The following is a 25,189-nucleotide window of genomic DNA, read 5'->3' as shown; positions in this document are numbered from 1 at the left end:
CTTGAGGCGATTGCCCTGCGAGATCTGTTCGAAACGGCAGGTTACTGCTTGACGATGATCTTCGCCTTGGTCGGCACGCGCTCGTAAAGGTCGATGATGTCCTGGTTCATCAGACGCACGCAACCCGAGGAGACGGCCTTGCCGATGGAATTCCATTCCGGCGAGCCGTGCAGGCGGTAGAGCGTGTCCTGGCCATTCTTGAAGATGTAGAGCGCGCGGGCGCCGAGCGGGTTGTCGATGCCACCCGGCTTGCCGCCGTTGCGGACGGAGTACTTCTCGAGCTCCGGCTGGCGGGCGATCATCTCATCCGGCGGGGTCCACTTGGGCCATTTCTGGCGCCACTGGATGACGCCGGCGCCACCCCAGGCAAAACCGTCGCGGCCGATGCCGACGCCGTAGCGCATGGCGGTGCCGCCGCGCTCGACGAGATAGAGGAAGCGGTTCGGGGTATCGACGACAACGGTGCCGGGGGCTTCGCCGGTCGGATCGATCACCTGCTGGCGATAGAAACGCTCGGGAATGCGCCAGTAGGGTACGGCCGGAATGACGTAGCCGCCGTCATAGACCTCGCCATACATGGCATCGAGTTCGGGCGTGCGACCGCTCGGCGCGGCCGGCACGACGGGGCCCTCGAGACGGGCATCCGCCGGAAGCGGACGGGAGGTGGTGCAGCTGGCCAGCAGGGACGCCGCGCCGAGGCCTGTCAGGGACAGAAGCGAACGACGGGTCAGATTTGGTGTAGAGGACATTTAGGTATGGGTTTCCTGTAGCAGTTCTGCGGAGGAAGACGCTGGGAGGTGCGCTTTGTTCCGCGATGATCCGATGCAAACAGGAAAGCTTCAATGAAAGCAACGCGAGCCCCCTTTCACGTTTTGGAGAGAGGCAAACGCTGCGATCAGGTGTCGCTAAATGACAACAATCGGGGTGTTCTCGGGCACGCGGTCAAAGAGATCGATGACATCCTGATTGAACATGCGAACGCAGCCCGAGGACGTCGCCTTGCCGACCGACTGCCAGTCCGGCGTGCCGTGGACGCGGTAGAGCGTATCCTTGCCGTCCTGATAGATATAGAGCGCACGCGCGCCGAGGGGATTGTTGAGGCCGGCGACCAGACCGCCGCGGGCGGCCGAAACCGGCCGGAGGTTCGGATTGTTCTCGACCATGGTGTCGGTCGGCGTCCAGTGCGGCCATTTCGCCTTGCGCTGGATCACGCCTCGGCCCGACCAGGCATAGCCGTCACGACCAAGCCCGACGCCGTAGCGGATCGCCTTGCCGTTCGGCTGGACGAGATAGAGGTAATGCGCCCTGGTATCGACGACGATGGTGCCCGGTGCTTCCGTCGACTGGTAGCTTACTTCCTGGCGCAGCATGTCGGAGCGCACGCGGTCGAGCGGGATGGCGGGCAGCGTGTGGCCGTCATCGACCATCACGCCGTAGAGCGTGCGGTGCATGGGATTGGAGACCGGCAGGCCATAGGTCTGGTGGAACTGCGTCTGGTAGAGGTTGCGCTTCTGCGGTGCTGACTGATCGGCGGCCGGCGGCGTGCGGGCAGGATCGTACCAGACTGGGGCCACCTCGTCCTGGAAGACCTCGATGTTCATGCGGCTGGTATCGGTCATCAGGATGCAGCCCGAGAGCGAGCCGACCAATGCCGTGCCGAGGCCGAGCGACAGGAGCCGCTTCGACAGGAGGGAGGCCGGGCCGGACGGGAGAGGCTTCAACATGCTGCACCGATTCACTGATATCGTTGGCCGCAACCTGTCAGCCGCGGCTGGCGCGAAGCTTATGGCGAGGGGTAGCTTCACGCCGCCTGAGGTTTGCTAAGATCAAATACCCCCGGCCGCGCCTCGGCCGGAAGCTTCCTGTGGCAAGGCTGGAGCGAGCGCACGAGATACGGCGCATCGCACGCTCATCATCAAGCCGAGACGATGTCCAGCAATTCGTTGACCTGGTCTCTCTGCGCGTCTTCCACGCGGACACTCGGGCCAGTCTCTGACTTGCTCAATAGTTCGAGGACCTGATCGATGAAGCTGTCAGTGCCGGGTGATATGTTGTAAGCCGCCAGTATGGGACCGATACTCTCTGAGGTCAGCTCTCCCTCGAAGTAACCTTCGGCTCGGCAAAGAGTTATCTCGGTTATGAAATCGAATGCTTGCTTAACAGACGCTTCATCGGCTGCTGCCGGCGGAAAGCCGTCGTCATCCAGTACTACGGGATGGTCCCCTAGTATGAGAAGGTTGTAGCCGGTCAACTGCTTGAACAACTGCGCATCAGAATCAGATGGCAATATCCAGCCCTCGGTTCCGATGAGACTGAAGCTTTCGCCATTCAGTTCTGTGATTATTGCTCGCGCGGCGAAGCTCTTTTCGGACCAGCTTTCACCCTTTATGTTGTAATCATAGCTGCCGGCTTCATTCTCAGTGATACGGGCATTGATCGCGGGATCTTTGCGCAGATTTTCGAGCATCTGCTCCAGATCTGGTCTCTCTTCTGACGCTGCGGTGCTGGCCGGCTTGGTGGTGGCCGAGTAGGACGATGCACGGCAAGCGGATTGTATCTGCATACCTGAAACCTCGAAAGCGGAAAATTGCGCGAATTATGATGACGCACGCAGCATATGGTTGCGGGCTTGCGTGAGGCGTTTGGTGGTTGTCTTCAGATCTCCTGAGCCAGACTATTGCAGCTGGCCCTCAAACCTCACTCCGCCACGACCGCTTTCGTCACCTTGCCCTCGCCTTCGCGCGGCAGGCGGATGTTTGGCAGCAGGAGCGCTGCGATCAGGCCAATGACCATCATGCCCGAGGCGGTCAGGAAGAGCGGCACGAAGGCGTCGGAATAGGCATTGGCGACAAGGGCACGAGCGGCATCCGGCAGGGCGGCAAGGCCTTCCGGTGTGAGGTTGCGGAAATCGACGCCGCCGGGCAGTGCGATCTGGACCTGGGTGAGACCTGAGCTGACGATCGCGCCGTAGATGGAGATGGCGATCGCAGCACCGCCCATGCGCGTCAGCGTGACCGTTCCGGTGGCGGCGCCGACATCAGCTCTGGAGGCGGCGTTCTGGACGCCGATGACGGGAACCTGCTGGCCGATGCCGACGCCGAAGCCCTGGAGCAGCATGACCAGCGCGATGAAGATCAACGGCGTTCCGGCGTGCAGGACCGAGAAGATGCCGAGGCTGATGACGCCGAGGGCTGCCGAGGCAATCGAGAAGGGCTTGTAGCGGCCGGTACGAGCAATCAGGCGGCCGGCGGCGATTGAACCGATGGCGATGCCACCTGTTGTCGCGACGAAGAGCAAGCCGGCCATGGAGGGCGAGAGGCCGGTCGTCGTCTGAAGGAAGAGCGCGATGTAGTTGACGGAGCCGATGCCGATGGCCCCCGAAACCAGCGAGATGATCAGCAGCAGGTTGATGGTCGGCTTGGAGAAGAGCGAAAGCGGCACGACGGGTTCGGGTGCGCGACGCTCAACGAGGACCCAACCGATCGCGCAGAGCGCACCGAAGGCGACGACGGCGAGGCTTTCCCAGGCGATCAGCGAGCCGAAGATCTGACCGCTATCAGCCCAGAAGACGATGGAGGCGACGGCGCCTGCGAGCAGGATCGCACCGGCGTAGTCGATCTTCGGCTTTCGGTTCGGTTTGCGATAGGGGAGCAGGAAGGCAAGGCCGATGAGGACCGCGATGCCGATCGGCAGGTTGACGAGGAAGATCGAGCGCCAGCCGAAGAGATCCGACAGCGTGCCACCGAGGACCGGACCGAGCGCGCCGGAGGCCATCAGCACGAGGCTCGAATAGCTCTGGTAGCGGGCACGTTCGCGCGGTTCGAAGAGGTCGGCATTGATCGAGAAGATCGAGACCATGATGCCGCCGCCGCCCAATGCCTGGAGAACGCGGGCGGCGATCAGCGTGTCCATGGAGACGGCGAGACCGCAGACCAGCGAGCCTACGGTAAAGATCGCGATGGCTGCCATGATCACATATTTGCGGCCGAAGAGATCTCCCAGCTTGCCATAGAGCGGCATCACGGCTGACGTCGTCAGCAGATAGGCCGAGCCGACCCAGCCGAAGCGTTCGAGTTCACCGAACTCGCCGACAATGGTGGGCAGCGCGGTCGAGACGATCTGGTTGTCGAGGGTCGCCATGAACATGGCCGACATCAGCAGGAGATAGACGAAGAGGCGGAGCCGGGGATCGGTGACCAGCGGTGTGTTGTCTGCGATCGGCCCGCCGCTGGCGCTCGTGGCCGGATGCGGTTCGAAACGGGGTTCGGGCCCGGAGGGGGCGGCAGTGGTGGCTCTGGTCATGGATCGGGGGCTCCTGTCTGGCTTCAAAATGTGCCCCTCGCATTTATATGTCAATAGCACATATTTGCCGAAGGCATTCATTTTGCTTTTCGCACCGTTCGACCTTTGCTATGCTGGAACCATGATGTCTTCTTCGCACCCCCACCCCGCTGGCGACGAGCCGGTGACCGAAACTCAGGACGCTCTCTCCGTTGGCGGAGACTCGTCTCTCGCGACCATCGGGCATGCCATGACGCGCATGCGGCTGTTGATCGGCCGGCGCTTTATCGGGCGCATGGCCTTGCAACGCATCGGGACGGGGCTCGAACTGTCGGACCTCGATGCCATCGGCGTCATCAAGCGGATCGGCAGCCAGCAGGAAGTGACGGTCGGCACGATCGCCGAACAGCTGAGAATCGATCCTTCGCGGGGCAGCCGGATCGTTGCGGATCTCGTCAAACAGGGATTGCTGGAGCGCGCGGCCTCGCAGGAGGACGGCCGCCGCAGCCTTGTCCGGGTGACGGCGGCCGGGCGCAAGGTGCTCGATGAGATCGAAGCCATCAAGCGCGAGACGATCACCGAGGCGACAGCCGGTTGGTCAATCGAGGATGTGGAGGCCTTCGGGCGGCTCTATGCCCGCTTCACCGAGGGCCTAGAGGCCCAGTTCAAGCGCTTCGAGCAGGACGAGGGCTGACGGTCTCAGATCGGCACGGCCGCGGGTCGCTGGCAGCTGGGACGGAAACGACCCGACCGGCATTCCCTCCCCCGAGAAAATGCCGGCCGGTCGTCATGGGACTGGTTGTTCACCACCCTCCCCGCTCCGCCAGGACAGGAAGGGCTTGCGTCCCACGCCGAAGAGAATGGCTCAAACCGGTTTCGGTCCTTGCAAGGCGTTATAGATCTTCTTCGCCAGGATCGCCGAAATCGGGATCGCAAGGACGAGACCGGCTGCGAAGGCGGATGCGATCTGCCAGCCTTCGCGCATGTCGAGCGACAGGACCGCGATCACCGCCGCACCGCCGACGGCGCTGGCGACGAGGATATAGAGAACTGCAGCGAGGCGAAGCATGATCGTCTTCCTTCGTGTTCATGTCTTTCTGGTGTGAGAATAGGATCAAGCCGGCAAGTTTCCTTGATCTGGCTCAAGTCTTTGGCTGAAATCGCTTAGACCAAAGGCGAAGCGCTTCAGGTGCGGCGTTAACACTGTTTTAAGCCTGTTCTTGCCGGGGCCGTCTGCCTCCTCCAAGGTTGCCGCCATTACAGTTGAAGCCGGAAACGGAACGAACAGATGCCTTCTCGACGCTCGGTCATGATCGGCCTTGGCGGGCTCTTCGCGACAGCGGCCCTGCCCGGAAGCCTGCGCCTTGCATCTGCCCAGACGCTTGCCATGGCCGAGTTGCGCGGCGGCTTCGACGCGGCCGAAGCGGGAATTCTGCCGGGCGCCGAAGACGACCAGAGCGCCAAGCTGCAGGATCTGATCGACCGGGCGGCTGCCATGGGCCAGCCGGTCTTCCTGCCAGCCGGTACCTACGAGGTCGCCAATCTCGAATTGCGCGACGGCAGCCGGATCGTCGGCGTACCGGGGCTGACGCGGCTCGTCTATCGCGGCGACGGGCATCTGATGGCGGCCCAGGACATTCGGCGCCTCAGCCTGTCGGGTCTCACCTTCGACGGCGCCAATCGCTGGCTCGCCGATTATACCGAGGGGCTCCTCTCTTTCCGCAGTGTCGATGACGTGACGATCGAGGCTTGCGAGATCACCGGCAGCCGCAAATGCGGGATCTATCTAGCACGCTGCGGCGGTCGCATTGATACCACGCGGATCTCGGGCGCTGCTGAAGCCGGGATCTGGGCGATCGAGGGCAAGGCGTTTTCGATCCGCAACAACCAGATCTTCGATTGCGGCAATGGCGGCATTCTCGTGCATCGCTGGGCGAAGGGCGAAGACGGCAGCGTCATTGCGGGCAACAGGGTGGCACGGATCGGCGCGACCAATGGCGGCACCGGCCAGTATGGCAACGGGATCAACATCTTCCGCGCCGATAATGTGCTGGTGTCGCAGAACCATGTATCGGACTGCGCTTTCTCGGCCATCCGGGCCAATTCCGCCTCCAACATCACGATCAGCGGCAACCAGGCCTTCCGATCCGGCGAAACCGCCATCTATGCCGAATTCGAGTTCGAGGGCGCACTGATCACAGGCAACATCATCGATGGCGCGGCGATCGGCATTTCGGTCGCCAATTTCGACCATGGCGGGCGCCTATCGACCGTCAGCAACAACATCATCAGGCGGATCGTCAACAAGGGCCCCTATGTGCCGACGATCAGCAGCTTCGGCTTCGGCATCTCGGTGGAGGCCGATACGCTGGTCAGCGGCAATCTCGTCGAAGGTGCCGAGACGGCGGCACTTGCGATCGGCTGGGGTCCTTATCTCCGCAACGTCATCGTCAGCGACAACATTCTGCGCGACAGCCCGGAAGGCATGCGGGTAAGCGTGGTCGAGGGTGCGGGAAAGACGGTCATCCGCGGCAATATCGTCGAAGGTGCGGATAATGGTGCGATCCTCGGATATCGCTGGAAGGAGCGCGTCGGCGACGAGCTCCTAGACGGAGAAACCGGCTACAGGCATCTGAGCGTCAGCGACAATACGCGCGCGGCTGCGTGATCCGGCGAAGAGCGAGCCTCAGCGTTAACGCTTGGGAAACCAACACCGGTATTTTCGGGTAGTCGTAATCTCTGTTTAAGGTCGCACTGATCTAATCGCTGACGACCCTAATGCAGCGAAACCCATGTTCCTGAAACTGCAGAACACCATCCTTGAAATGATCGCCATGGGACATCCCCTGGCGGAGACGGTCGATAGACTCTGCCGCGAGGTGGAAGCGAGCAGCAATGATCTCGTCTGCTCAGTGTTGCTGCTCGACGACGAGCAGCGGTTGAGGCATCTCGCCGGTCCGTCGCTGCCGCTCGAATACACCTCCGCCATCGATGGCACTGCAATCGGACCCGGCGTGGGCTCCTGCGGAACCGCTGCGTATTTCGGCGAGCCTGTTCTCGTTGAGGATATCGACACGCATCCCTATTGGCAGGCCTTCAAGAGCCTGGCTCTACCCAACGGCCTGCGGGCCTGCTGGTCGACACCGATCATCGGTGCCGGAAAGGTGTTCGGCACCTTCGCCTTCTACTACCGTGTCGCGCGCGGCCCATCGGATGCGGAGAAGGCGGCTGTCGAAGCCTGTGTGCATCTCTGCGCTATCGCCATCGAGCGCGACCAGCGGATTGCCGAGCGACGGAAGCTTGCCGAAACCGACAACCTGACCGGCCTGCCGAACCGCAGCCGCTTCAACGAGACGATCGAGGATGTGGCGCGCCGGGGCCAGGACTGGGCGCTGATGCTGATCGACCTCGACAATCTGAAGATGGTCAACGACACCTTCGGCCACAGCGCCGGCGACGACCTGATCCGCATCGTGGCCCATCGCCTTCAGGATCGTGCGCCCGCGGAGATGACCTTCCGGCTCGGCGGCGACGAATTTGCCGTGATCGTGCCTTACCTGGAGGCGACAGACCCGACCGAACTTGCCGAAGCGCTGATCCAGCGGATCAAGGAGCCGGCTGATTGCGCCGGGCACCTGATCTACCCTGCCGCGACACTCGGCGGCGCAAAGGCCGGCATCGAGCGCAGCCCGCAGCAAGTGCGCCAGAATGCCGACTACGCACTCTATCACGCCAAGGAACGGGCGCGCGGGCGCTATCTCGAATATGCCCCCGGTCTCGGCACCTCGATCGTCAAGCGCTTCCGCGCCGTGCAGGAGGTAGATCGGGCGCTGCGCGATGACCGCATCGACGCTCATTACCAGCCGATCATCGAACTCGCCACCGGGCGGATCATGGGGTTCGAGTCGCTCTGCCGGATGAGGATGGCCGATGGCAGCCTGGTTGCCGCCGCCCATTTCCAGGAGGCGATGAAGGATGCGCATGTGGCGATCGAGATCACCGAGCGCATGCTGGAACGCATCTCGGCGGCATGTATCGAATGGCAACGAGAAGGTCTGCAATTCTCGCGTGTCGGCCTCAATCTGTCCGCCGCCGATTTCCACCGTGGTCGGCTGACGCAGCGGATCGTCGATGCCGTGAGCCGCGTCGGCCTGCCGGCCAGCGTGGTCGTCGCCGAGGTGACCGAATCCGTCTATCTCGCCCAGAAAGACAATGTGATTGCCGAAGAGATCCGGGCCATGCGCGAGGCCGGCATCAAGGTGGCGCTCGACGATTTCGGCACCGGCTTTGCCTCGCTCACCCATCTGCTGACAGTGCCGGTCGACGTCATCAAGATCGACAAGTGCTTCGTTCGTCGCCTGGCCGACGCCGGAAGCGGATCGGTGATCACGAAAGGACTGCTCGACATCGCACGGGGGCTCGGCATATGGGTGATTGCCGAGGGCATCGAAGAAGAGGCTCAGGCCGAGCATCTGCTGTCGCTCGATTGCAAGGCAGGCCAGGGCTATTATTTCTCGCGTCCCATGGATCGCGACAGCGTGCGGGAGATGCTTGAAGTCAGCCAGTTCCATCCGGACTGGTCACGCATTCTGCTCGGTCGCGAACGGCAGCTTGTGCCGCGGGCCGGCTGAGGGACGGAGGGCGAAGGCCGCCCGTCCCTGCAACCTCGCTCCCCGTCAGTTCCGTGACGATTGACGGTTGCCGACCCAGCGGATCAGTTCACGCGCTTCCGGTGGCGGACGCTTCTCGACACGACGATAGAGGCGGCAATCGCGGGTGCGCGACAAAAGCCCCATATTCACCAGTTCCCGGCGGATCAGCACGTGATCGCCAAAACCGTTGTGGCGCATCAGCACCTCGTTGACCGCCTTTTCCGGCATCTCCTGACCGGCCGGCAGGAAGGACCAGAGCACCCAGAGCGCGAGCTGCTGCTGGTTGAGCTTGCCCGGCCAGCGGACGAGACTATCGGTTCCGGCAAAGCAGCGGGCGGTGAGTTCGACGCGGCGGAAATCGACCGCGGGCTCGGCCTCGACGACGGGCGGATTGGCCAGGCGATCCTCTGCCGCCCGGCTCGCCTTGAAATGCTGGTAGTTTCGGTAGCCGACGGCACGCGTCAGCATGTTCAAGAGCTCGACATGGCCGGGCAGGTCCACCCGGGCCTCCAGTTCGCGCTTGAGGTTTTTCGCCAGCGCCGACAGATCGGGGGCTGCGAAGGCATGTGTCGTCTTCGACATCTCATTTCTCCTGGTCGTGCCCGGTCTTTGAAAGGACCACAAGGCCGGTGGTCACCGACTTCCGACGGGGCACGGAAAAACGAGCTTCGTCGATCAGAAGAAAAGCAGGTTTAGCTCCCCTTGTCGGGGCGGTGACGCCTGGGTGAACTGCGGACCCTGGAGGCCCCGAATTAAGCGCGCCGAGGGCCTGCTGTCAATTGCTGCTGCGATCAGCAAAAATCATCGATCCCATCAGCGCGAACGGCTTTCCCAGAGCCCATCGGCGCGATAGCCTCCGGCCCACCAATCAAAGGAGACCGGCATGCTGAAGATCTATGGCGTCTACAAGTCGCGCGCGACGCGTATCCTCTGGCTCGTGGAAGAGCTCGGCATGCCCTTCGAGCTGGTGCCGGTCATCCAGGCTTATAAGCTCAAGGATCCGATGGCGGCGGATGCGCGGCTGAATACTCGGTCGCCGGAATTCCTCGCTGTGAACCCGATGGGCAGCATTCCGACCATTGAGGATGACGGGCTGGTCTTGAACGAGTCGCTCGCCCAGACGCTTTATGTGGCGAAGAAGCAGGGCGGCACGATTGCGCCGCGCGATCTCAACGAGGAAGCGCAGATGCTGCAATGGTCGCTGTTTGCGGCGACCTCGATCGAGACCGAGGCCCTGAAGATCTCGATGGCCAATGTCAGCGGTAAGCTCTCCACACCGGAAGGACAGGCGGAAGCGGCCGAAGTCGCCAAGATGCTCGCGCGGCCGCTTGGCGTGCTGGAGAAGCACTTCACCCAGCATGACTACGCCGTCGGCGGGCGCTTTACCGTCGCCGATATCAACCTGGCGGAAGTCGTCCGCTACGCTCAGACCTACCAGCCCCTGTTCGACGCGCATCCGAAGACCGCCGAATGGCTCGCCCGCGTCCAGGGCCGTCCAGGTTTCAAGGCGATGTGGGAGAAGCGGCTGGCAGAGGCGGAGTGACCACCTCGGGCCCTATCCGTTGGCCCGTGCAAACAGCCGAACCAGCACCCAATAGCCCGTGTGGCGATAGACCAGCCCCGTGACCACCACCAGCCGGATGATCTGCACCAGGACCATCGCGGCGGCAGCGCCTGTTATGCCCCAGAGGGGCACGAGGACGAGCATCGCCGCGACACAGACGGCAACCGAGATCGAGACGATGGCGAGGCTCAGGCGGTAGCGGCCCTGAACGACGAGGAGTTCGGCCGCCTGGCCGGTTGCGGCGCGGATGACATAAGCAAGGCCCAGCAAGACGAGACAGGGATAGGCGGTGACGAAGGCCTCTCCGAAGAGGTGCAGCAGTGGATAGCCGGCGGCTAGCGTCAGCGCGACCGAGGGGATGGTGAGCCAGAAGGTTGCATTGGTCGAGCGGGTGATGCGGGCCTGCAGCCCTGCCCTGTCGGCCGAGGCGAGCGACAGCGAGAAGCCACGCGCGGCGACCAGCATGAAGCCATATTGCACAAAGGCGGCGAGCGAGAGGGAGCGCTGGGCGGCGAAGTAGAGAGAGGCCTGATCCGGGCTCACCAGGAAACCGAGGATCAGCACGTCGATCCAGACGAAGAGTTCTTCCGCCGTCATTGCCGGCATCATCAGCACGGAGGCCAGAAGCCAGAAGCGGCGGCGCTCCGGTGTCATGACGACAGGCGCGGCCGTCTTCGGCAGGCGGGCGCGCAGGAGGAGCGCCTGGACGACAAGGACGACGATCGAGGAGAGCACGACAAGAGCGAGCACGGTCACCGCATCGAGGGGCAGGCCCGAAAGCTTCGCCAGACCGACGCCGGTCATGATCAGCACCGGCCGCAGGATGAAACCCGGCACGGTCGAGAGCGCATACCAGCCGAAGCCGCGGGCAACGCCTGTCACATAGGTTTCGAGCGACAAGACGGGGAAGCCGAGGGCAAGCACGCCGATCGGCAGCAGGAAGGCCGGGTCGACAAGGCCCGGCAGGACCAGCAGGAAGGCAATGGCAAGTAGCGCCAGCAGGCCGGAGCCGAGGATGACAGCGCGGAAGCCGGTCGCGAGATAGCCGGTCAGGTGGGCATGTTTTTCGCGCCGGCCATAACGGGGGATGAAGCGGGCGGCGGAATCGTAGAAGCCGAGAACACCGATCTGTCCGACGACGCTGACCCAGGTCCAGAGAATGACATAGACGCCGTAATCCTCGAGCGCCATCAGCCGGGCGAGCAGGATCTGCAGGCCAAGTCCGACAAAGGCGGCAGCGATGCGGACGGAGATGCTGACAAGCGCCCCGCGCAGCCCGGGGTCACGCACCGCCTGCTGCAGCCTGGCGACTGACCGCGCGATCATGGCATGCAGCACAGGACGAGGCCCATGCTGCCGCCATGGCGACCAAGCAAGCGCTGGACCGGACCGACCGCCGACAGGAGGCGGGCCCGGATCTGCGCACCGAAGCGATGGTAGATGGAGCGCATATGCGGGCGAAGGCCTGCCATCCAGTGATGGCAATAGAGCCGGCCGAGGCTGGTCAAGGGAACATAGAAGGCCGTCAGCGGCTCGGTGGCGTTGGTCCAACTCGACTTGTAGGCGGAGGGGTCATTGAGAAAATCGAAGCGGCGGATCCCGGTTTCGATCGCCCAGCGCTGGGCGCTCTCCATCTGCACCTTGCCCGGCGAGTGTTTCTGATAGGCAAGATCGATGGCGCCGAGAAAGCAGTAATAGTCATCGCGGAAGCGCATGCCGATTTCCATGGCGATCGGGCTGCCGTCGAGCGTCAGGGCATGCAGGTAAACGCCATCGTCGCCCTCGTTCACCCTGGTGCCGAGATCGCGGAGGAAGGCGGCAAAACGTGGATCAAACACGTCGCGCCCGAGGCGACCGGTTTCTCTCAACCAGGCCTGTTTGAGGGCAATGCAGCGATCGATGTTGTCAGCGTAACCTGCACTTCCGGCCGGATAGACGCGATAATCGAGGGCGCCCAGCTTCTCCAACCGGTTGCGGCGGCTGTTGCGCTGCAGGCGCTGTTTCTTCGGCAAGGCGCGGTGATGGCTTTCCCAATCGTTGATGCCGGAGAGATCGAGGATGGAGGATTGCTGCCCCTCCTCGGGGCTTACCCCCTGACCTTCCAGAATAGCTGCGAGCAGCGCTGATTGCGGTACATGGTCGAGGCAGACGGCATCGAGCCCACGATCCCGGCGGATCTCATCGAGGACTGCGCGACCAGCGTCCCGATCAAAACGGGCGGGATCGTAAAGCAGCGTCGAATACTGGTTCATCGGCGCCGTCAGCGGAACGAGAAGCGTGATTGCCGGGCTGATGCGGCGGGTCATCATCGGCCAGATCATCACGCACTCGGCGCCATCCCACAGCACATAGACCCGAGCGCGCACCTCCGTCTTTTCCGGCGCGAGGAAAACCCTGCACCAGGACAAGCACCAGTCGAAGCTCTGGAAATAACCGAAAGGTTCCGGGCAGCGCTCTTCGAGCCCCTGCCAGACATCCCTCAATGCTTCGAGTTCATCGAGCGTTTCGAGGCATTCGAGCTCCAGGTGGCAGCCATGGCGCACAAGCGGAATGGACCGGCTATGGCCGGCGCTGGCCACGGCGCCGCGGTCTCGCCCTGTGATCGCAACAGTCATGACACTCGGCCTCGTCGTTTGCCCACGATGGGTCGTAACGGCACTCTAGACCGACAAGGGTTAAACCTCCCTTGAGGCAGGTGGCCCCGACGTGGCTGACCGGCTGACGGCCGAAGGCTCAGGCGAACAGCACGTCCGTCGTCCTGACTGTGCCGACCGAGAGGCCATTCCAGTTCGTCATGCCGTGATGGGCAAGCTTCATCAGGGCGGCCCGTTCCTCACTATCCGCATCGAAATGACGGGCAAGCAGGGCTGCGATCATCGCCTCTGCGGCACGGGTTGCGCCATCCTCGGCCTTGACGGCGAAGGACAGGCCCTTGTCCGGCAGAAGCGCGCAGAAGACGCCTTCCGCGCCGGTCTTGGCGAAGATCCTGCCCGGCGCGACCTGCATCAGCTTGGTGCAGAAGCGTTTCGTGCCGGCAACGTAGAAGGGTTCTGCCATGCAGGCATTGATCAGGCGGCGGGCGGCAGCGGCGCGCAAGGGCTCCAGTCCCTTGCCGGTGACCAGCTTGCCGAAGCCACGGGCCAGGCCCGTGAGCGGCACGGCATAGGTCGGGATCGAGCAGCCGTCGGTGCCGCAATTGTCTCTCGAAAGCACGGCCCCGGTGAGATCGGTCATGATGGCGCGGATCGCCTCCTGCAGCGGATGATCGAAACCGGCATAGCCGCGCGGCTCTTCGCCTGTATGCACGCAGGTGCAGACAAAACCGGAATGTTTGCCGGAGCAGTTGTTGTGGAGGGCGGTCGGCTTCTCCAGTGTCCGGACCTGATCGATCAGCACGGACTGGTGCGAGGACCAGTGGGCGCCGCATTCGAGCACGCTTTCGTCCCGGCCCGCGGCCTTCAGCATGGCGGCTGCGGTCGCGACATGCTCCGGCTCGCCGGAATGGGAGGCGCAGGCGAGTGCGAGTTCGCGATTGCCGAAGCCGTAAGCATCGGCCGCACCGCTTTCGACCAACGGCAAAGCCTGCATGGCCTTGCAGGCAGAACGCGGGAAAACGCCGGAATCGACATCGCCGGCGGAGAAGACGATGGCGCCCTCGGCATCGATCACGACGGCCATGCCGCGATGGCGGCTCTCGACGAGTTGACCGCGCGTGACCTCGACCGTGATTGGATTTTCCATGACGTGCCTCAAAAAGCCAATATTCTCTGATGCTTCTTAAAGCATGCATCGCCCTGCTGTTCGAGGTCCGCGTTGAAATTTCTGCTGCGCATCGTCTCCGTCATCCTGCTCGTCTTCGTGCTGCCGACGCTGGTTTCGGCCGGGCTCTGGGCGACACGCGACCATCCGGAGGGCTGGAGTTCGGCACGATGGAGCTCGTCCGGGCTGCTGCCGACGGCCGAAGAAAGCCCGGAAGCGGCGATCTACATTTTCTCGGCGATGACCGGCGGCCTGAAGGGCGCGATCGCCAGCCATGCCTGGATCGTCACCAAGGACGAAAACGGTGACTATCAGCGCTATGACAAGGTGGGCTGGGGCTCGCCGATCCGCCGCAATCATCGGGCGCCGGATGCCTATTGGTATTCCAACCCGCCGCGGCTCGTCGCCGAAGTGAAGGGCGAAGAGGCCAAACGACTGATCCCGATGGTGGAAGCGGCGATTGCCGGCTATGCCTATGGCCAGCCGGGTGGCTACCGGATCTATCCGGGACCGAACTCCAACACTTTCGTCGCGCATGTGCTGCGCGAAGTGCCGGAACTGGGGGCTGTTCTGCCATCCGATGCGGTCGGCCGCGACTATCTGCCGGGCGGTGCCTTCTACCATCTCGACAAGGACGGGCGGGACCTGCATTTGAGTCTCGGCGGCTTTGCCGGGCTATCGGTCGGGGCGCGCAGCGGGCTGGAGGTGAATTTCCTCGGCCTCGTGGCTGGCATCGATGTCGCCCGACCGGGGATCAAGGTGCCGGGATTCGGGACTGTCGGGCTTTAAGCGCCCTGCCCTCAAAACAAATCCCCTGAATCAAAAGAGCCACCCGCAAGGGTGGCTCCCATGAGTTTTAGTCCTTTGTCTGGACCCGGACGGGGATACCGCCCGAAGGAAGGCTGGGTCAGGCCGAGGGCTGCCCCGTCAAAACCGCACCCTTTCCAAAGTCACACACGCAGACCGAAATCTCATTAGACATTGGATCACCTTCCTTTCGTTACGTTGCCGATAGAGATAAGGTAGGTGCGTCGAGTGGATACGGCAAGGCACGAAATATGACGAAGCTCGAAATTATGTTACCGGATGTGGTGACCGTCGCCATCGAGACGCTGTCACGCCAGACAGGCCAGTCTCGCGAAGACATCGTCGCGCGCGCAGTCGAGGCCTATATCGACGGTCGCAATCGCTGGCAGGCGGACATGGATCGCGCCTTGGGCGATGTCGACCGAGACCTCGGCCATGACGGAAACGAGGTGCTGAACTGGATGGAGAGTTGGGGTGACGAAGCGGTTCTGCCGCCTCCCCCGTCGTTCGTCGAGCGCTCATGAAGCTCCGGTTCACGCGCGATGCGGTTCGAGACCTTGAAGACCTAAGAGACTGGCTGCGGCCACGCTCTCCGTCTGGGCACAAACATGTTGTGACCGCCATTCGAACGACGCTGCGTCGGGTCCAAGAGCAGCCGCAGAGCGGACGGCTGACAGAGCGTCCGGATATTCGCGAAGCGGTCGAGCCCCGCTTCGGCTTCATTCTCCCCTATACCGTTCGCGGTGACATTCTCTGGGTGCTGAGGGTCTACAACGCCCGACGGCATCCGATGATCTGGACCGATGACGACGCGATATGATCTGCCGGATGGCAAGCATTGCTGTTGACCGCCCCCTCTCCGGCGGCGACACTCCCTAGCGTAATGGGAGGACATATCATGGACGAATCCATCCGCTGGCGAAACATGCGCACGGCGCCGCGCGACGGCAGCCGCATTCTCGTGACCATCCGCGCTTCAGAACAGGGTCCTGGCGCCGTCGATCTCGTATACTGGTCGAAGGGCGACCGGTTCGGCGCCGAGGGCTGGCGGTCCTCCGATTCGACGCCGGGACTGATCATCGCCTATGCGGAGCCGGAGCTGAAATGCTGGATGCCGTTGCCGGGGGTCAACACGGATGCCATGGTCCGTCCGCCGGCCTGGGAGGGCGAGGACGAAACGGAGCTCGACGGCTCGGGGATCTGAGCCTTAGCGGCTCAGTCGAATATCTTGGCGATAGCGGCCTGTTCGGCCTTCTCCCAACGAGCCACGACATCTGCGACCTCGTCGATCTCCTTGTCGGTCAGGTGATGGGCGCCGTCCTTAGTGATGCGGCACAGGCTGAAAGGCTTGCCGACGCTGGCGGAGGTGAGGTCGAGGGACTTCAACACGCGCAACACTGCGGCACAGCCGACCTCGACAGAGCGCTTGCCCAGGCGAAAATGCGAGAGCAGCGAGCCCGCCTGCTGGGCCATGGCCGCACCGCTGCCGATCGCGTGGAAACCGATATCGGCGTAATGTCCGATCATGCCAGACGGGGTGATTTCGATGATCCACGGCTCACCATCCCGCCATCCGGCCGCCATGACATAGGCCGAGGGCGTGCCGCCGCCTTCCTCGCCGGGCACGTCGGGAATGAAGGTGTCGTAGTGATGGCGCAGGATCGGCAGGACCTGGCTCTGCAGGGCACGGCCGATGTCCGGCGCCTCGAGGATCGCCGCACTGTTTTCGTTGAAGCTGCGCTGCACGTCTGTCAGCACCGAGCGAGCACCACTGCCCGCCCAGGCGGCGTCGATGCCGAGGGGGTGAAGCTTCTGGGCCGGATAGGTCATGCCCCGCCCCTTGTCGGTGATCTGGGAATCCGATCCCATGACCACGCCATCTTCACACACGGTGGCAAGCACGACAGTCATTTGGCAATCCTTTCAATTTCAGCGTCTCCGACACCCCGACTGGCAGCTCGAAGCGGCGGCAATCGGTTGGCGTCCCGGCGTTCAGACAGTGCGAGGGAACATATCATCCGCATCCAATAGACGCCTTTGGCCCTCAAGCCGTTCCATTCAGGCTCCGCTTTTCGCCTCCACCGGCGAAGATATGGCCGGGTATGGCCCGCAAAGACGGCCTGCCATGCGAGAGGGTTTTCGCGCTAAGCTGCAACCAAGCAAAGATTCTCGAGGGAGGAAACATTGAGCCGCGATATCATTCTGGTCGATCCTTTGCCGAGGACACTCGATCTGATCATGGAGCCGTCCGTCCGGACACGGCTCGAGGCGCTGGGCGAGGTGATCGTGTCGGAGGATCGCCCGATGCCGCCCGAAGAGGTCGAGCGGTACCTTCCCGACACTGTCCTGATCTTCGGCCAGACGGACATGCCGAGAGAGCGTCTGGACAGGGCGCCGAGGCTGAAGGCGATCATCAATGTGGAATCGAATTTCCTGCCGAATATCGACTACCAAGCCTGTGTCGAGCGCGGCATCTGGGTGATCACGCCGGCCTCGGCCTTCGCTTCGCCGGTGGCAGAAGCCGCACTTGCCATGGCGCTCGATCTCGCCCGCGGCATCACTGCGGCGGATCGCGACTTTCGCCTCGGCGTCGAGCGCTATGGGCTGGAGGGCAATGCCGAGACGTTCCGCTTTGCCGGCGCTCCCGTGGGGATCATCGGTTTTGGCGATCTCGGCCATGCATTTCGTGATCTGATCCGCCCGTTCAAAAACCGGGTCCGCGTCTTCGATCCCTGGCTTCCCAGAGAGATCATCGAAGGCCAGGATTGCGAGCCGGCGACGCTGGAAGAGGTCTTGCGCGAAAGCCAGGTGGTCTTGGTGTTTGCAAGCGTCACAAGCGAAAACGAGGGCTTCATCGGCAGCGGAGAGTTCGCGATGATGAAGCCGGGGGCGGCGTTCCTGCTGATGAGCCGGGCTGCCGTCGTCGATTTTCCAGCGATGATCGAGGCTGCCCAATCCGGCCATATCAAGGTGGCAACGGATGTGTTTCCGGAGGAGCCTGTCGCGGCCGACGATCCCGTGCGCCAGGCGTCGGGCATTCTCTTCTCGGCCCACAGGACCGGCGGCACGCGGGACGCCTTCTATGCGCTGGGCTCCATGGCCGTTGCCGATGCCGAACTGATCATGAAGGGCCTGCCGCCCCGCCTCTGCCGCCGCGCCGATCCGGCAACGGCGAGCAAGATGCGGTCGAAGCCGGTGAGTGTGTCTTGAGGGGGCTCGATGCCACGACCCTTCACCCCAGGCTACGCAATCCGCAACCTCATGTCGTAACGATCCATGCCGGGAGCAAAGCCGTCCGGGGTGACCTTGACGACCGCGAAGCCATGTCTCCGATAAAATCCAACCGCATGTTGACTTGTTGCAAGCACCAGTTCCGCAATCTGCGCCGAAGAGCGAGCCAGCTTCATCCGCTCTTCGGTCAGCCGGGTGCCCAGCCCCCTTCCATGGTAGGCTCGATCCACCATCCCCCAGGATAGAGAGGCCGCCCCCTTGTTCGGATCGAGGCTCAGCCCGCCACAGGCAACCACGAAGCCGTCAAGAACAAGCACAATGTAGGGGCTCGTCTCAGGGTCGACTTCAGCAAGAAACGTCGCAAACTCAGCGCGCTCGTCCATTGAGAAGAAGCCCGGCACGTTGCCATCGAAGATCGACAGGCAGGCGTCGAAGTCTTCATGCCGGTATGGACGCGATATGCAGTGATCCATGTTTCGGGCGTCACTCAAGTTGATTGCATCAAACATCCGCAACAATGACGTTTGATGCGCCAATCTTCAACGATCCTGGAATGCCCCGCTCACCCCAGCTTCAGCACGATCTTGCCGATATGTTCAGAGCTTTCCATCAAGCGGTGCGCCTCGACGACCTCTTCGAACGGCAGGACGCTATGGATGACGGGGGCCACTTCGCCGCGCTCCAGGCGGGGCCAGACTTCCGTCATCAGGTCGTCGCGGATGGCGCGTTTTTCTTCCGGGCTGCGCGGGCGCATGGTCGAGCCGGTGACCGTGAGGCGCTTGACCATGATCGGCGCCAGATTGGCCTTTTCGACGGTGGAGCCACCGAGGAAGGCGATGATGGAGAGACAGCCGTCCTTGGCGAGGACCTGCAGGTTGCGGTCGAAATAGGCGGCACCGATCATGTCGAGCACGACATCGACGCCCCTGCCTTGCGTCTCCTCCTTGACGATCTCGACGAAGTCTTCGAGCTTGTAATTGATCGCCCTTGCAGCGCCGAGATCCATGCAGGCGGCGCATTTTTCAGCCGAGCCGGCGGTGGTGTAGACGGTGGCGCCGAAGGCTTTCGCCAGCTGGATCGCCGTCGTGCCGATGCCGGAGGATCCGCCGTGGATGAGCACCGTCTCGCCTTCGGTCAGGCCGGCCATCTGGAAGAGATTGGCCCAGACGGTGAAGAAAGTTTCCGGCAATGCTGCCGCCTTGACGGCATCGTAGCCCTTCGGAAACGGCATGGCCTGGCTTGCCGGCACGGCGCAATATTCGGCATAACCGCCGCCGTTTGCCAGCGCGCAGATCCGGTCGCCGAGCTGGAAATCGGTAACGCCAGTGCCGAGGCCGACAATCTCGCCTGCGATCTCCAGGCCGAGAATGGGGCTTGCATCCTTCGGCGGCGGATAGGCGCCCTGGCGCTGGGCGACATCCGGCCGGTTGACACCCGCCGCGTCGACCCTCACCAGCACTTCGCCGGGCCTTGGGCTCGGCAGTGGCCCCTCGGCGAGGTGCATGACCTCCGGCCCCCCATGGGTGGGCAGGTCGACATGGCGCATGGTGGCGGGCAGAGACATGGGGGAAACTCCTATGGACAGGACGGACACCTTATACGGGGTGGTGTCCGGACAAATGCGGTAAATCGCCTCGGAAGGGCGTCTGATCATTTTTGGTTGCAATGCTCAAAGCATGAAACCTCACAGTCGAACATTCAGATCTCGTTAACCATGGCCGCGCTTAAACAGGCATCACTATTCGGCACATGACGTGCCAGCATCTTCCTTCCCCGAGAGTCTTTTTCATGACCAGTATTCACACGAATCTGGGCGCGATTGCCGCGCTCCAGACGCTGCGGAGCGTTGCCGCCGACCTGACCGATCATCAGCAGAAGGCCGCATCCGGCCTGCGGATTGCCGTTGCCGCCGACAATGCAGCCTATTGGTCGATTTCCACGACGATGCGCTCGGACAATCTGGCGATCTCGGCCGTATCCGATGCGCTCGGCCTTGGCGCAGCCAAGATCGACACGGCCTATGCCGGGACGGCTGCCATCGTCGACATTCTCGGAGAATTCAAGGCGAGACTGGTCGCGGCCAAGGAGCAAGGCGTCGACCGGGCGAAGGTCCAGGAAGTGTTGACGCAACTGAACGCGCAGGCCGAATCCATCGTCGAATCGGCAAGTTTCAGCGGTGAAAACCTGCTGAAAACGAAGTCCACCTTGCCGCTGCTCGAAGAGGGGCCGATGACGACGAGCGTGGTCTCCTCCTTCGTCCGCGACGCGAACAGCAATGTGCAGGTCAAGACGATGGCGATCGACCTGAAGCAATCCAGCATGCTCAATGTCGGCGGCGGTGGCGGGATCCTGCAAAAGCAGATCCACAGCGTCGGCGACATCGGCGGCTTCCGCGGCACGGGCGTCAACTCCGTCGCACATCAGGGACATGAGCGCCACAAGTTCACCGGTGGCGTGACGTTTGCCGCAGGCGATACCATCACCTTCGACATCAATGTCGACTCCGGCACACATTCGACCGGCAGTGACTATACGCTGACGATCGACAAGGCTCTGGTGGATGCAGCGCTTGGGACCACGGACGGGATCGTCAACAACACGGCAAAACTGCGCGCCGTGCTCGAACGTGCATTCACCGACAATGGCGTTCCGGCGACAGCATACGAGTCCCTGTTTTCGGGCAGCGGCTCCACAACGCATTTCGAGATCGGGTCGCTGGAAACGTCCGGACATCCCGGCTCCAGCATCACAATCTCAAACGTCCTATCCAGTTTTGCCAGCGGCGCCTATCCCCCGGGTTTTGCGATGGGACTGGAGGACGCGCCGGACCAGAACCACGACAACATGTATCCCAAGGCATCCATCTCCTTTTCTACGGCGTTCACGGTGTCGCCGCTGGCGGAAGTCTATTTCGACGTGCAGGTCGGCCCCGGGGCGATGACGACCTATACGATCAACCGGGCGGTCGTCGATTCGGCACTCGGCACGGTCGACGGCTATATCGGCAGTGCGGCGGATCTCGCGGCCGTCATCAGCCAGGCCTCGAGCGGCAGCAATCTGATGGCGGTTGCGACAGGCAACTCGATCACCTTCTCCGCCGACCAGACCGTCTATCCCGAGGCCGGCAATCGCGCCGCGCGTGTCTATGTCGGGAACGTCCAGTCCAACCCGCCCTATGCCCCGGATTTCGATCTGGCCGAGGTCGACATCACCCAGAACATTAGAACCATCGACCAGTATCTGCGGGGCGTCGATCACATGGAGAAGATGGCGATCAGCAGCGCCAGCCGGCTGGGTTCCTTGCAGACACGCATCGAGCTGCAGGCAGAGTTTGCCGAAAAACTCTCCGACAGCATCGACAGTGGTGTCGGCCGCCTGGTGGATGCCGACATGAACGAGGTCTCGACACGTCTGAAGGCGCTGCAGACCCAGCAGCAGATCGCGGCGCAGTCCCTGTCCATCGCAAACAGCAACAGCGAAAGCCTGATGCAGTTGTTCCGCTAAGGCAAGGCGGCGGAGCGCGCCGGCTAAAGGTCGATCTGCATGAAGGTGGCGATCGGGGTCTGGCGGTAATTGCCGAAGGGGTCACGGTCGCGGAAGCCCAAGCTTTCGTAGAGCCGGCGCGCCGCGACATTGCGGATGCCGACTTCGAGCAGCACGGAGCGGAGGCCGCGCTCCCGCGCCGCTTGCAGGATTGCGGAGAGAAGGCTGCGTCCGACACCCTTCCCGGCATGATCAGGATCAACGATCATGCGCTTCAGTTCGGCCGTGCCGTCCGACAGGTCCATCAGGGCGGCACAGCCGAGCGCCTGACCAAAAGCATCGCGGGCGACGAAGAGCGTGACGCTGGGAAGCGCAAGTCTGGCAGCCGTCAACGACTGGCGGAAGGCGCCGGGATAAAGGCGGGCGGCGACCGCGTCGGACAGATCAAGGAGCCGCTGGATTTCGGGCTGGTCGGCTGGCTCGACGGCGATCAAAAGCATCTGTCCCTCGGTCACCTGAACGCTTCCTGTTCCCACTGGCGCATCATGATCGATGGGATTGCAGGTTCAAGCGGCAAGGATGGCGACGTTGCTCATTCCCTGCCTGATTGGCCGATCACCACGCCCTCGGCACTTTCCTTCGCGAGCTTCTTCAACTCCGCGATCTCGCCGCTGATGCGGTTGACGTCGTCGATGACGAGGCCGGGTGGCAGTTCCAGGACGCCGATCGAGCAGCGCATCAGGGGGAAATCGCGCTCAAGGCCCTGACGGTCGAGGCCCTTGATGTGGCCGGTCTGGCGATCGGTTTCGGAATAGAGGTCGATGACGTCGTCGTGGAAATCCGAGAGCAGACGATCGAGGATTTCGGTCAGCTCCTCGCGGGACCAGTCGCTGACGCCGATGAAGAAATCGTCGCCGCCGACATGGCCGAGGAAATCGCCTTCGGAGAAGAAATAGCGGCGGAGGAGCGCTGCGAAAAGCGAGATGGCGTGGTCGCCCTGGTGGAAGCCGTAATGGTCGTTGAACGGCTTGAAATGATCGAAATCGCAGTAGCAGAAGAAGCGCGGGCCATCGCCATCAAGGGCCGCCGTGCGCATGAAGTCGCGGATGGCTCGGTTGCCAGGCAGGCCCGTCAGCGGGTTCTGGTCCTGCGCCGTCTTCAGCTGCTTCTCGCTCATGATGCGGATCAGCGAGGCGGCGGAGACGACGCCGGCATAGCGCATGTTTTCCGTCAGGATGACGCAGTCGGAGCCTTCCATATTGGCAAACATGGTCATCAGCCGCTCGGCATCGGCATCGAGCCCGACGATCGGTGCGCGGTCGACGAAATGCGAGATCGAGCGCTCGTAGAGCTTGTTCTTCAACAGATCCCGGCCGAAGGGCTGATAGATGTATTCCTTCAGATGCCGCTCGTTGATGATGCCGCGGGGCTCGCCATTGGCATTGAGAACGGGGAAGAAGGACTGGCCGGGATTGCGGCGGAAGAGATCGAAGACGTGGTCGATGTTCTCGTGTTCGAAGACGGTGGGCAGCGTTTCGATCTGCTTGCGGATCAGGATCTCGTCGAGCGACTGGGTGGCGCGGCGGGCCTTGCCGACATCCTGGAGATGGGGAAAGGCGCTTTTCAGTTCCGAGACAATGGTGCTGGGGCGGGCGATATACCAGCCCTGGACGAGATCGACGCCGAATTCGCGGCAGGCGAGGAACTCCCCTTCCGTCTCGATGCCTTCGGCAATGACGCGCACGCCGAGCACGTGGCAGAAGTTGACGATATTCTTGACGAGGTGTCGCTTGCGCGGATTGTGGTCGAGGCCGGCGATGAAATGGCGGTCGATCTTCACATAGTCGACGGGATAGTCGCAGAGAAGCTTCATTTCGCCATGGCCGACGCCGAAATCATCAATGGCGAGCTTGAAGCCGGAGCGGCGCAGGCGCTCGACCAGGGCCGCGAATTCCGGGACGCGCGTGTTGTCGAAGCGCTCGGAAAGCTCGAAGCAGACGGAAGACGGCGGGACATGCGCCTTGCGCAGCTGATCGAGCAGGGTGTCGACCAGGGCATTGCCGTCGGGGATCAGGCGGACGTCGAGATTGAGAAAAAGGGTGGCGCCGGCACAATCGGGAAGCGTCGCGAACTTGGCCAGCGCCCGGGTCGCGACCATCTGTTCGAGGGCCAGGAGCTGGCCGGTCGAGGCCGCCTGATCGAGCAGGTCGAGCGGGCTTTCAAAGCCGATGCGGTCATGACCGCGCATCAGGCTCTCATGGCCGAAGACAGCACCGGTGCCGACCTCGACGATCGGCTGGAAGGCGTTTTCGACGACGAGCTTGGCCAGTGTGACGAGCTGGTCAGAGGCAAAACGCCTGAGCGCCCCCAAATCTTCCGCGACCCCCGCACCCATACACGATACTCCCAGTATGCATTTGTTTTTATGGGCGGAAATGTGGTCGAGCAATCGTGAACAAAGGCTTTCCGTAGTGTGACAGTGGGATGAAAGTTTCACGCAAGACCGACTGCTAGAACGAGCCATCGCCTGCCTGGATCACGACGCGAACGGCCATGAAACGCAGGCGCTCCGGCGTGCCGTCCCGGATCGGCAAGCTACGGGATCGCAGCTTCCCGGCCCAGGCTTGCCGGCACGCTTTACCGTTAACGGTCGAGCTCACCCGTCATGATCGACGGCGCCAAAGATTTTTTATTGATTGATCAGTCAATCAAATTTATCATGGGCAGCATAGGAGAAGCCGGATGCCGAAGGTCGGAATGGAGCCAGTGCGCCGAAAGGCGCTTGTCGATGCCGCGTTGAAGACGATCGGCCATCACGGCTCGCTGACGGTCACCATGTCGGAGATCGCGCGCGAGGCGGGTGTTTCTCCGGCGCTGGCGCATCATTATTTCGGCTCAAAGGACCGCTTGCTGATCGAGACGATCCGCTCGCTGCTGCGGCAATTGCGAGCGGATGCGGTCGAGGCGCTCGGCCAGGCGCAGACGCCGCGGCAGCGCATCACGGCGGTGATCCGCATCTCCTTCAATGCCGACCAGTTTGCGCCGGAAGTGGTTGCCGCCTGGCTTGCCTTCTATTCGGAGGCGCAGCGTTCGGAAGAGGTGCGCCGGCTCTTGGCACTATATGCGCGGCGGCTGCATTCGAACCTTCTTTCGGGACTGAAGCCGCTGTGTGGCTCCCCTGAGGCAAGTCGGATCGCCGATGGCGCGGCAGCAATGATCGACGGGCTCTATATCCGCCAGTCTCTGAAGGCAGCGCCCTTGTCGATTGATGCCTCTGTCGCATTGGTCGAGGATTATGTGACGGGGCAGTTGCAAGCCGTGACCGCCGAAACATTTGCCCCTCACCCTACCCTCTCCCCGCAAGCGGGGAGAGGGAGAGGCGACCGCTAGCGCCGGAGTGTCCTTCTCCCCG

General features: G+C 62.7%; 25 protein-coding genes. 11 read left to right on the top strand and 14 right to left on the bottom strand.

Annotation, left to right across the window (positions count from 1 at the left end; genetic code table 11):
• Positions 1-41: 41 nt before the first annotated feature.
• The 4 genes from ACQKP1_RS05730 to ACQKP1_RS05715 all read right to left on the bottom strand — a co-directional run bounded on the left by ACQKP1_RS05730 (position 42) and on the right by ACQKP1_RS05715 (position 4,302).
• Positions 42-749 (bottom strand): L,D-transpeptidase, encoded by a 708-nt coding sequence (locus ACQKP1_RS05730; RefSeq protein ID WP_203013785.1) that lies wholly within the window; start codon positions 747-749, stop codon positions 42-44.
• Between the two features lie 156 nt (positions 750-905).
• A complete protein-coding gene (locus tag ACQKP1_RS05725; RefSeq protein WP_427274540.1) occupies positions 906-1,724 on the bottom strand; it encodes a L,D-transpeptidase in 819 nt (272 codons plus the stop codon).
• 191 nt (positions 1,725-1,915) lie between these two features.
• Positions 1,916-2,563 (bottom strand): hypothetical protein, encoded by a 648-nt coding sequence (locus tag ACQKP1_RS05720; RefSeq protein ID WP_427274539.1) that lies wholly within the window; start codon positions 2,561-2,563, stop codon positions 1,916-1,918.
• A 134-nt stretch (positions 2,564-2,697) separates the two neighbouring features.
• The gene (locus ACQKP1_RS05715) at positions 2,698-4,302 is read right to left on the bottom strand and encodes an MDR family MFS transporter (RefSeq protein WP_427274538.1); all 1,605 of its coding nucleotides are present in this window, start codon (positions 4,300-4,302) and stop codon (positions 2,698-2,700) included.
• Positions 4,303-4,366: 64 nt separating this feature from the next.
• Between ACQKP1_RS05715 and ACQKP1_RS05710 the strand changes: the two genes are divergently transcribed.
• Positions 4,367-4,975 carry a MarR family winged helix-turn-helix transcriptional regulator gene (locus tag ACQKP1_RS05710; RefSeq protein WP_427276407.1) on the top strand — a complete coding sequence of 203 codons (609 nt, stop codon included), beginning with the start codon at positions 4,367-4,369 and terminating at the stop codon, positions 4,973-4,975.
• Positions 4,976-5,146: 171 nt separating this feature from the next.
• Here the strand turns inward: ACQKP1_RS05710 and ACQKP1_RS05705 are convergent, their stop codons facing one another.
• The gene (locus ACQKP1_RS05705) at positions 5,147-5,350 is read right to left on the bottom strand and encodes a hypothetical protein (RefSeq protein WP_427274537.1); all 204 of its coding nucleotides are present in this window, start codon (positions 5,348-5,350) and stop codon (positions 5,147-5,149) included.
• Between the two features lie 219 nt (positions 5,351-5,569).
• Here ACQKP1_RS05705 and ACQKP1_RS05700 point away from each other — a divergent pair, with 219 nt between their 5' ends.
• Positions 5,570-6,949: a TIGR03808 family TAT-translocated repetitive protein gene (locus tag ACQKP1_RS05700; protein ID WP_427274536.1), complete on the top strand. Its 1,380-nt coding sequence runs from the start codon at positions 5,570-5,572 to the stop codon at positions 6,947-6,949.
• Positions 6,950-7,073: 124 nt separating this feature from the next.
• Positions 7,074-8,912 carry a putative bifunctional diguanylate cyclase/phosphodiesterase gene (locus ACQKP1_RS05695; RefSeq protein ID WP_427274535.1) on the top strand — a complete coding sequence of 613 codons (1,839 nt, stop codon included), beginning with the start codon at positions 7,074-7,076 and terminating at the stop codon, positions 8,910-8,912.
• A gap of 45 nt (positions 8,913-8,957) precedes the next feature.
• On the opposite strand, the gene ACQKP1_RS05690 is transcribed toward ACQKP1_RS05695, so the two are convergent.
• On the bottom strand, positions 8,958-9,515 hold the full coding sequence (locus ACQKP1_RS05690) for a DUF2087 domain-containing protein (protein WP_203013776.1): 558 nt from the start codon (positions 9,513-9,515) through the stop codon (positions 8,958-8,960).
• 301 nt (positions 9,516-9,816) lie between these two features.
• Between ACQKP1_RS05690 and ACQKP1_RS05685 the strand changes: the two genes are divergently transcribed.
• A complete protein-coding gene (locus ACQKP1_RS05685; RefSeq protein WP_427274534.1) occupies positions 9,817-10,476 on the top strand; it encodes a glutathione S-transferase family protein in 660 nt (219 codons plus the stop codon).
• A gap of 12 nt (positions 10,477-10,488) precedes the next feature.
• On the opposite strand, the gene ACQKP1_RS05680 is transcribed toward ACQKP1_RS05685, so the two are convergent.
• The 3 genes from ACQKP1_RS05680 to ACQKP1_RS05670 form a co-directional block, all read right to left on the bottom strand.
• Complete coding sequence (locus tag ACQKP1_RS05680; protein ID WP_427274533.1) at positions 10,489-11,823, bottom strand: lipopolysaccharide biosynthesis protein; 1,335 nt, start codon at positions 11,821-11,823, stop codon at positions 10,489-10,491.
• Positions 11,820-13,112, bottom strand: a complete 1,293-nt coding sequence (locus ACQKP1_RS05675) for a GNAT family N-acetyltransferase (RefSeq protein WP_427274532.1) — start codon at positions 13,110-13,112, stop codon at positions 11,820-11,822. The genes ACQKP1_RS05680 and ACQKP1_RS05675 overlap by 4 nt, the downstream gene beginning before the upstream one ends.
• A gap of 118 nt (positions 13,113-13,230) precedes the next feature.
• The gene (locus tag ACQKP1_RS05670) at positions 13,231-14,238 is read right to left on the bottom strand and encodes an asparaginase (RefSeq protein WP_427274531.1); all 1,008 of its coding nucleotides are present in this window, start codon (positions 14,236-14,238) and stop codon (positions 13,231-13,233) included.
• A 72-nt stretch (positions 14,239-14,310) separates the two neighbouring features.
• Between ACQKP1_RS05670 and ACQKP1_RS05665 the strand changes: the two genes are divergently transcribed.
• The 4 genes from ACQKP1_RS05665 to ACQKP1_RS05650 all read left to right on the top strand — a co-directional run bounded on the left by ACQKP1_RS05665 (position 14,311) and on the right by ACQKP1_RS05650 (position 16,267).
• A complete protein-coding gene (locus tag ACQKP1_RS05665; RefSeq protein ID WP_427274530.1) occupies positions 14,311-15,045 on the top strand; it encodes a DUF3750 domain-containing protein in 735 nt (244 codons plus the stop codon).
• Between the two features lie 269 nt (positions 15,046-15,314).
• The gene (locus tag ACQKP1_RS05660) at positions 15,315-15,587 is read left to right on the top strand and encodes a hypothetical protein (RefSeq protein ID WP_006727135.1); all 273 of its coding nucleotides are present in this window, start codon (positions 15,315-15,317) and stop codon (positions 15,585-15,587) included.
• Positions 15,584-15,883: a type II toxin-antitoxin system RelE/ParE family toxin gene (locus ACQKP1_RS05655; RefSeq protein ID WP_040300415.1), complete on the top strand. Its 300-nt coding sequence runs from the start codon at positions 15,584-15,586 to the stop codon at positions 15,881-15,883. The genes ACQKP1_RS05660 and ACQKP1_RS05655 overlap by 4 nt, the downstream gene beginning before the upstream one ends.
• A gap of 78 nt (positions 15,884-15,961) precedes the next feature.
• The gene (locus ACQKP1_RS05650; protein WP_427274529.1) at positions 15,962-16,267 is read left to right on the top strand and encodes a hypothetical protein; all 306 of its coding nucleotides are present in this window, start codon (positions 15,962-15,964) and stop codon (positions 16,265-16,267) included.
• 11 nt (positions 16,268-16,278) lie between these two features.
• Here the strand turns inward: ACQKP1_RS05650 and ACQKP1_RS05645 are convergent, their stop codons facing one another.
• The gene (locus ACQKP1_RS05645) at positions 16,279-16,974 is read right to left on the bottom strand and encodes a proteasome protein (protein ID WP_427274528.1); all 696 of its coding nucleotides are present in this window, start codon (positions 16,972-16,974) and stop codon (positions 16,279-16,281) included.
• A 273-nt stretch (positions 16,975-17,247) separates the two neighbouring features.
• Between ACQKP1_RS05645 and ACQKP1_RS05640 the strand changes: the two genes are divergently transcribed.
• Positions 17,248-18,273 carry a hydroxyacid dehydrogenase gene (locus tag ACQKP1_RS05640; protein WP_427274527.1) on the top strand — a complete coding sequence of 342 codons (1,026 nt, stop codon included), beginning with the start codon at positions 17,248-17,250 and terminating at the stop codon, positions 18,271-18,273.
• Between the two features lie 32 nt (positions 18,274-18,305).
• On the opposite strand, the gene ACQKP1_RS05635 is transcribed toward ACQKP1_RS05640, so the two are convergent.
• Entirely contained in the window at positions 18,306-18,830 is a 525-nt protein-coding gene (locus ACQKP1_RS05635; protein WP_427274526.1) for a GNAT family N-acetyltransferase, read from the bottom strand.
• Positions 18,831-18,856: 26 nt separating this feature from the next.
• Positions 18,857-19,858, bottom strand: coding sequence for an NAD(P)H-quinone oxidoreductase (locus tag ACQKP1_RS05630; RefSeq protein ID WP_427274525.1), 1,002 nt, complete (start codon positions 19,856-19,858; stop codon positions 18,857-18,859).
• A gap of 224 nt (positions 19,859-20,082) precedes the next feature.
• On the opposite strand from ACQKP1_RS05630, the gene ACQKP1_RS05625 reads away from it, so the two are divergent.
• Complete coding sequence (locus tag ACQKP1_RS05625; protein ID WP_427274524.1) at positions 20,083-21,798, top strand: flagellin; 1,716 nt, start codon at positions 20,083-20,085, stop codon at positions 21,796-21,798.
• A 23-nt stretch (positions 21,799-21,821) separates the two neighbouring features.
• Here the strand turns inward: ACQKP1_RS05625 and ACQKP1_RS05620 are convergent, their stop codons facing one another.
• Together ACQKP1_RS05620 and ACQKP1_RS05615 are read right to left on the bottom strand one after the other, a co-directional pair.
• Entirely contained in the window at positions 21,822-22,292 is a 471-nt protein-coding gene (locus tag ACQKP1_RS05620; protein ID WP_427274523.1) for a GNAT family N-acetyltransferase, read from the bottom strand.
• A 77-nt stretch (positions 22,293-22,369) separates the two neighbouring features.
• Positions 22,370-24,172, bottom strand: a complete 1,803-nt coding sequence (locus ACQKP1_RS05615; protein ID WP_427274522.1) for a bifunctional diguanylate cyclase/phosphodiesterase — start codon at positions 24,170-24,172, stop codon at positions 22,370-22,372.
• 347 nt (positions 24,173-24,519) lie between these two features.
• Here ACQKP1_RS05615 and betI point away from each other — a divergent pair, with 347 nt between their 5' ends.
• Positions 24,520-25,167, top strand: a complete 648-nt coding sequence (gene betI / locus ACQKP1_RS05610) for a transcriptional regulator BetI (protein WP_427274521.1) — start codon at positions 24,520-24,522, stop codon at positions 25,165-25,167.
• The last annotated feature ends 22 nt before the right edge of the window (positions 25,168-25,189 follow it).

Source organism: Allorhizobium sp. NPDC080224 (assembly GCF_050281005.1).
Taxonomy (GTDB): Bacteria; Pseudomonadota; Alphaproteobacteria; order Rhizobiales; family Rhizobiaceae; genus Allorhizobium.
The sequence above is the reverse complement of the archived record's forward strand: the minus strand, read 5'-3'. Positions and strand labels throughout refer to the sequence as shown.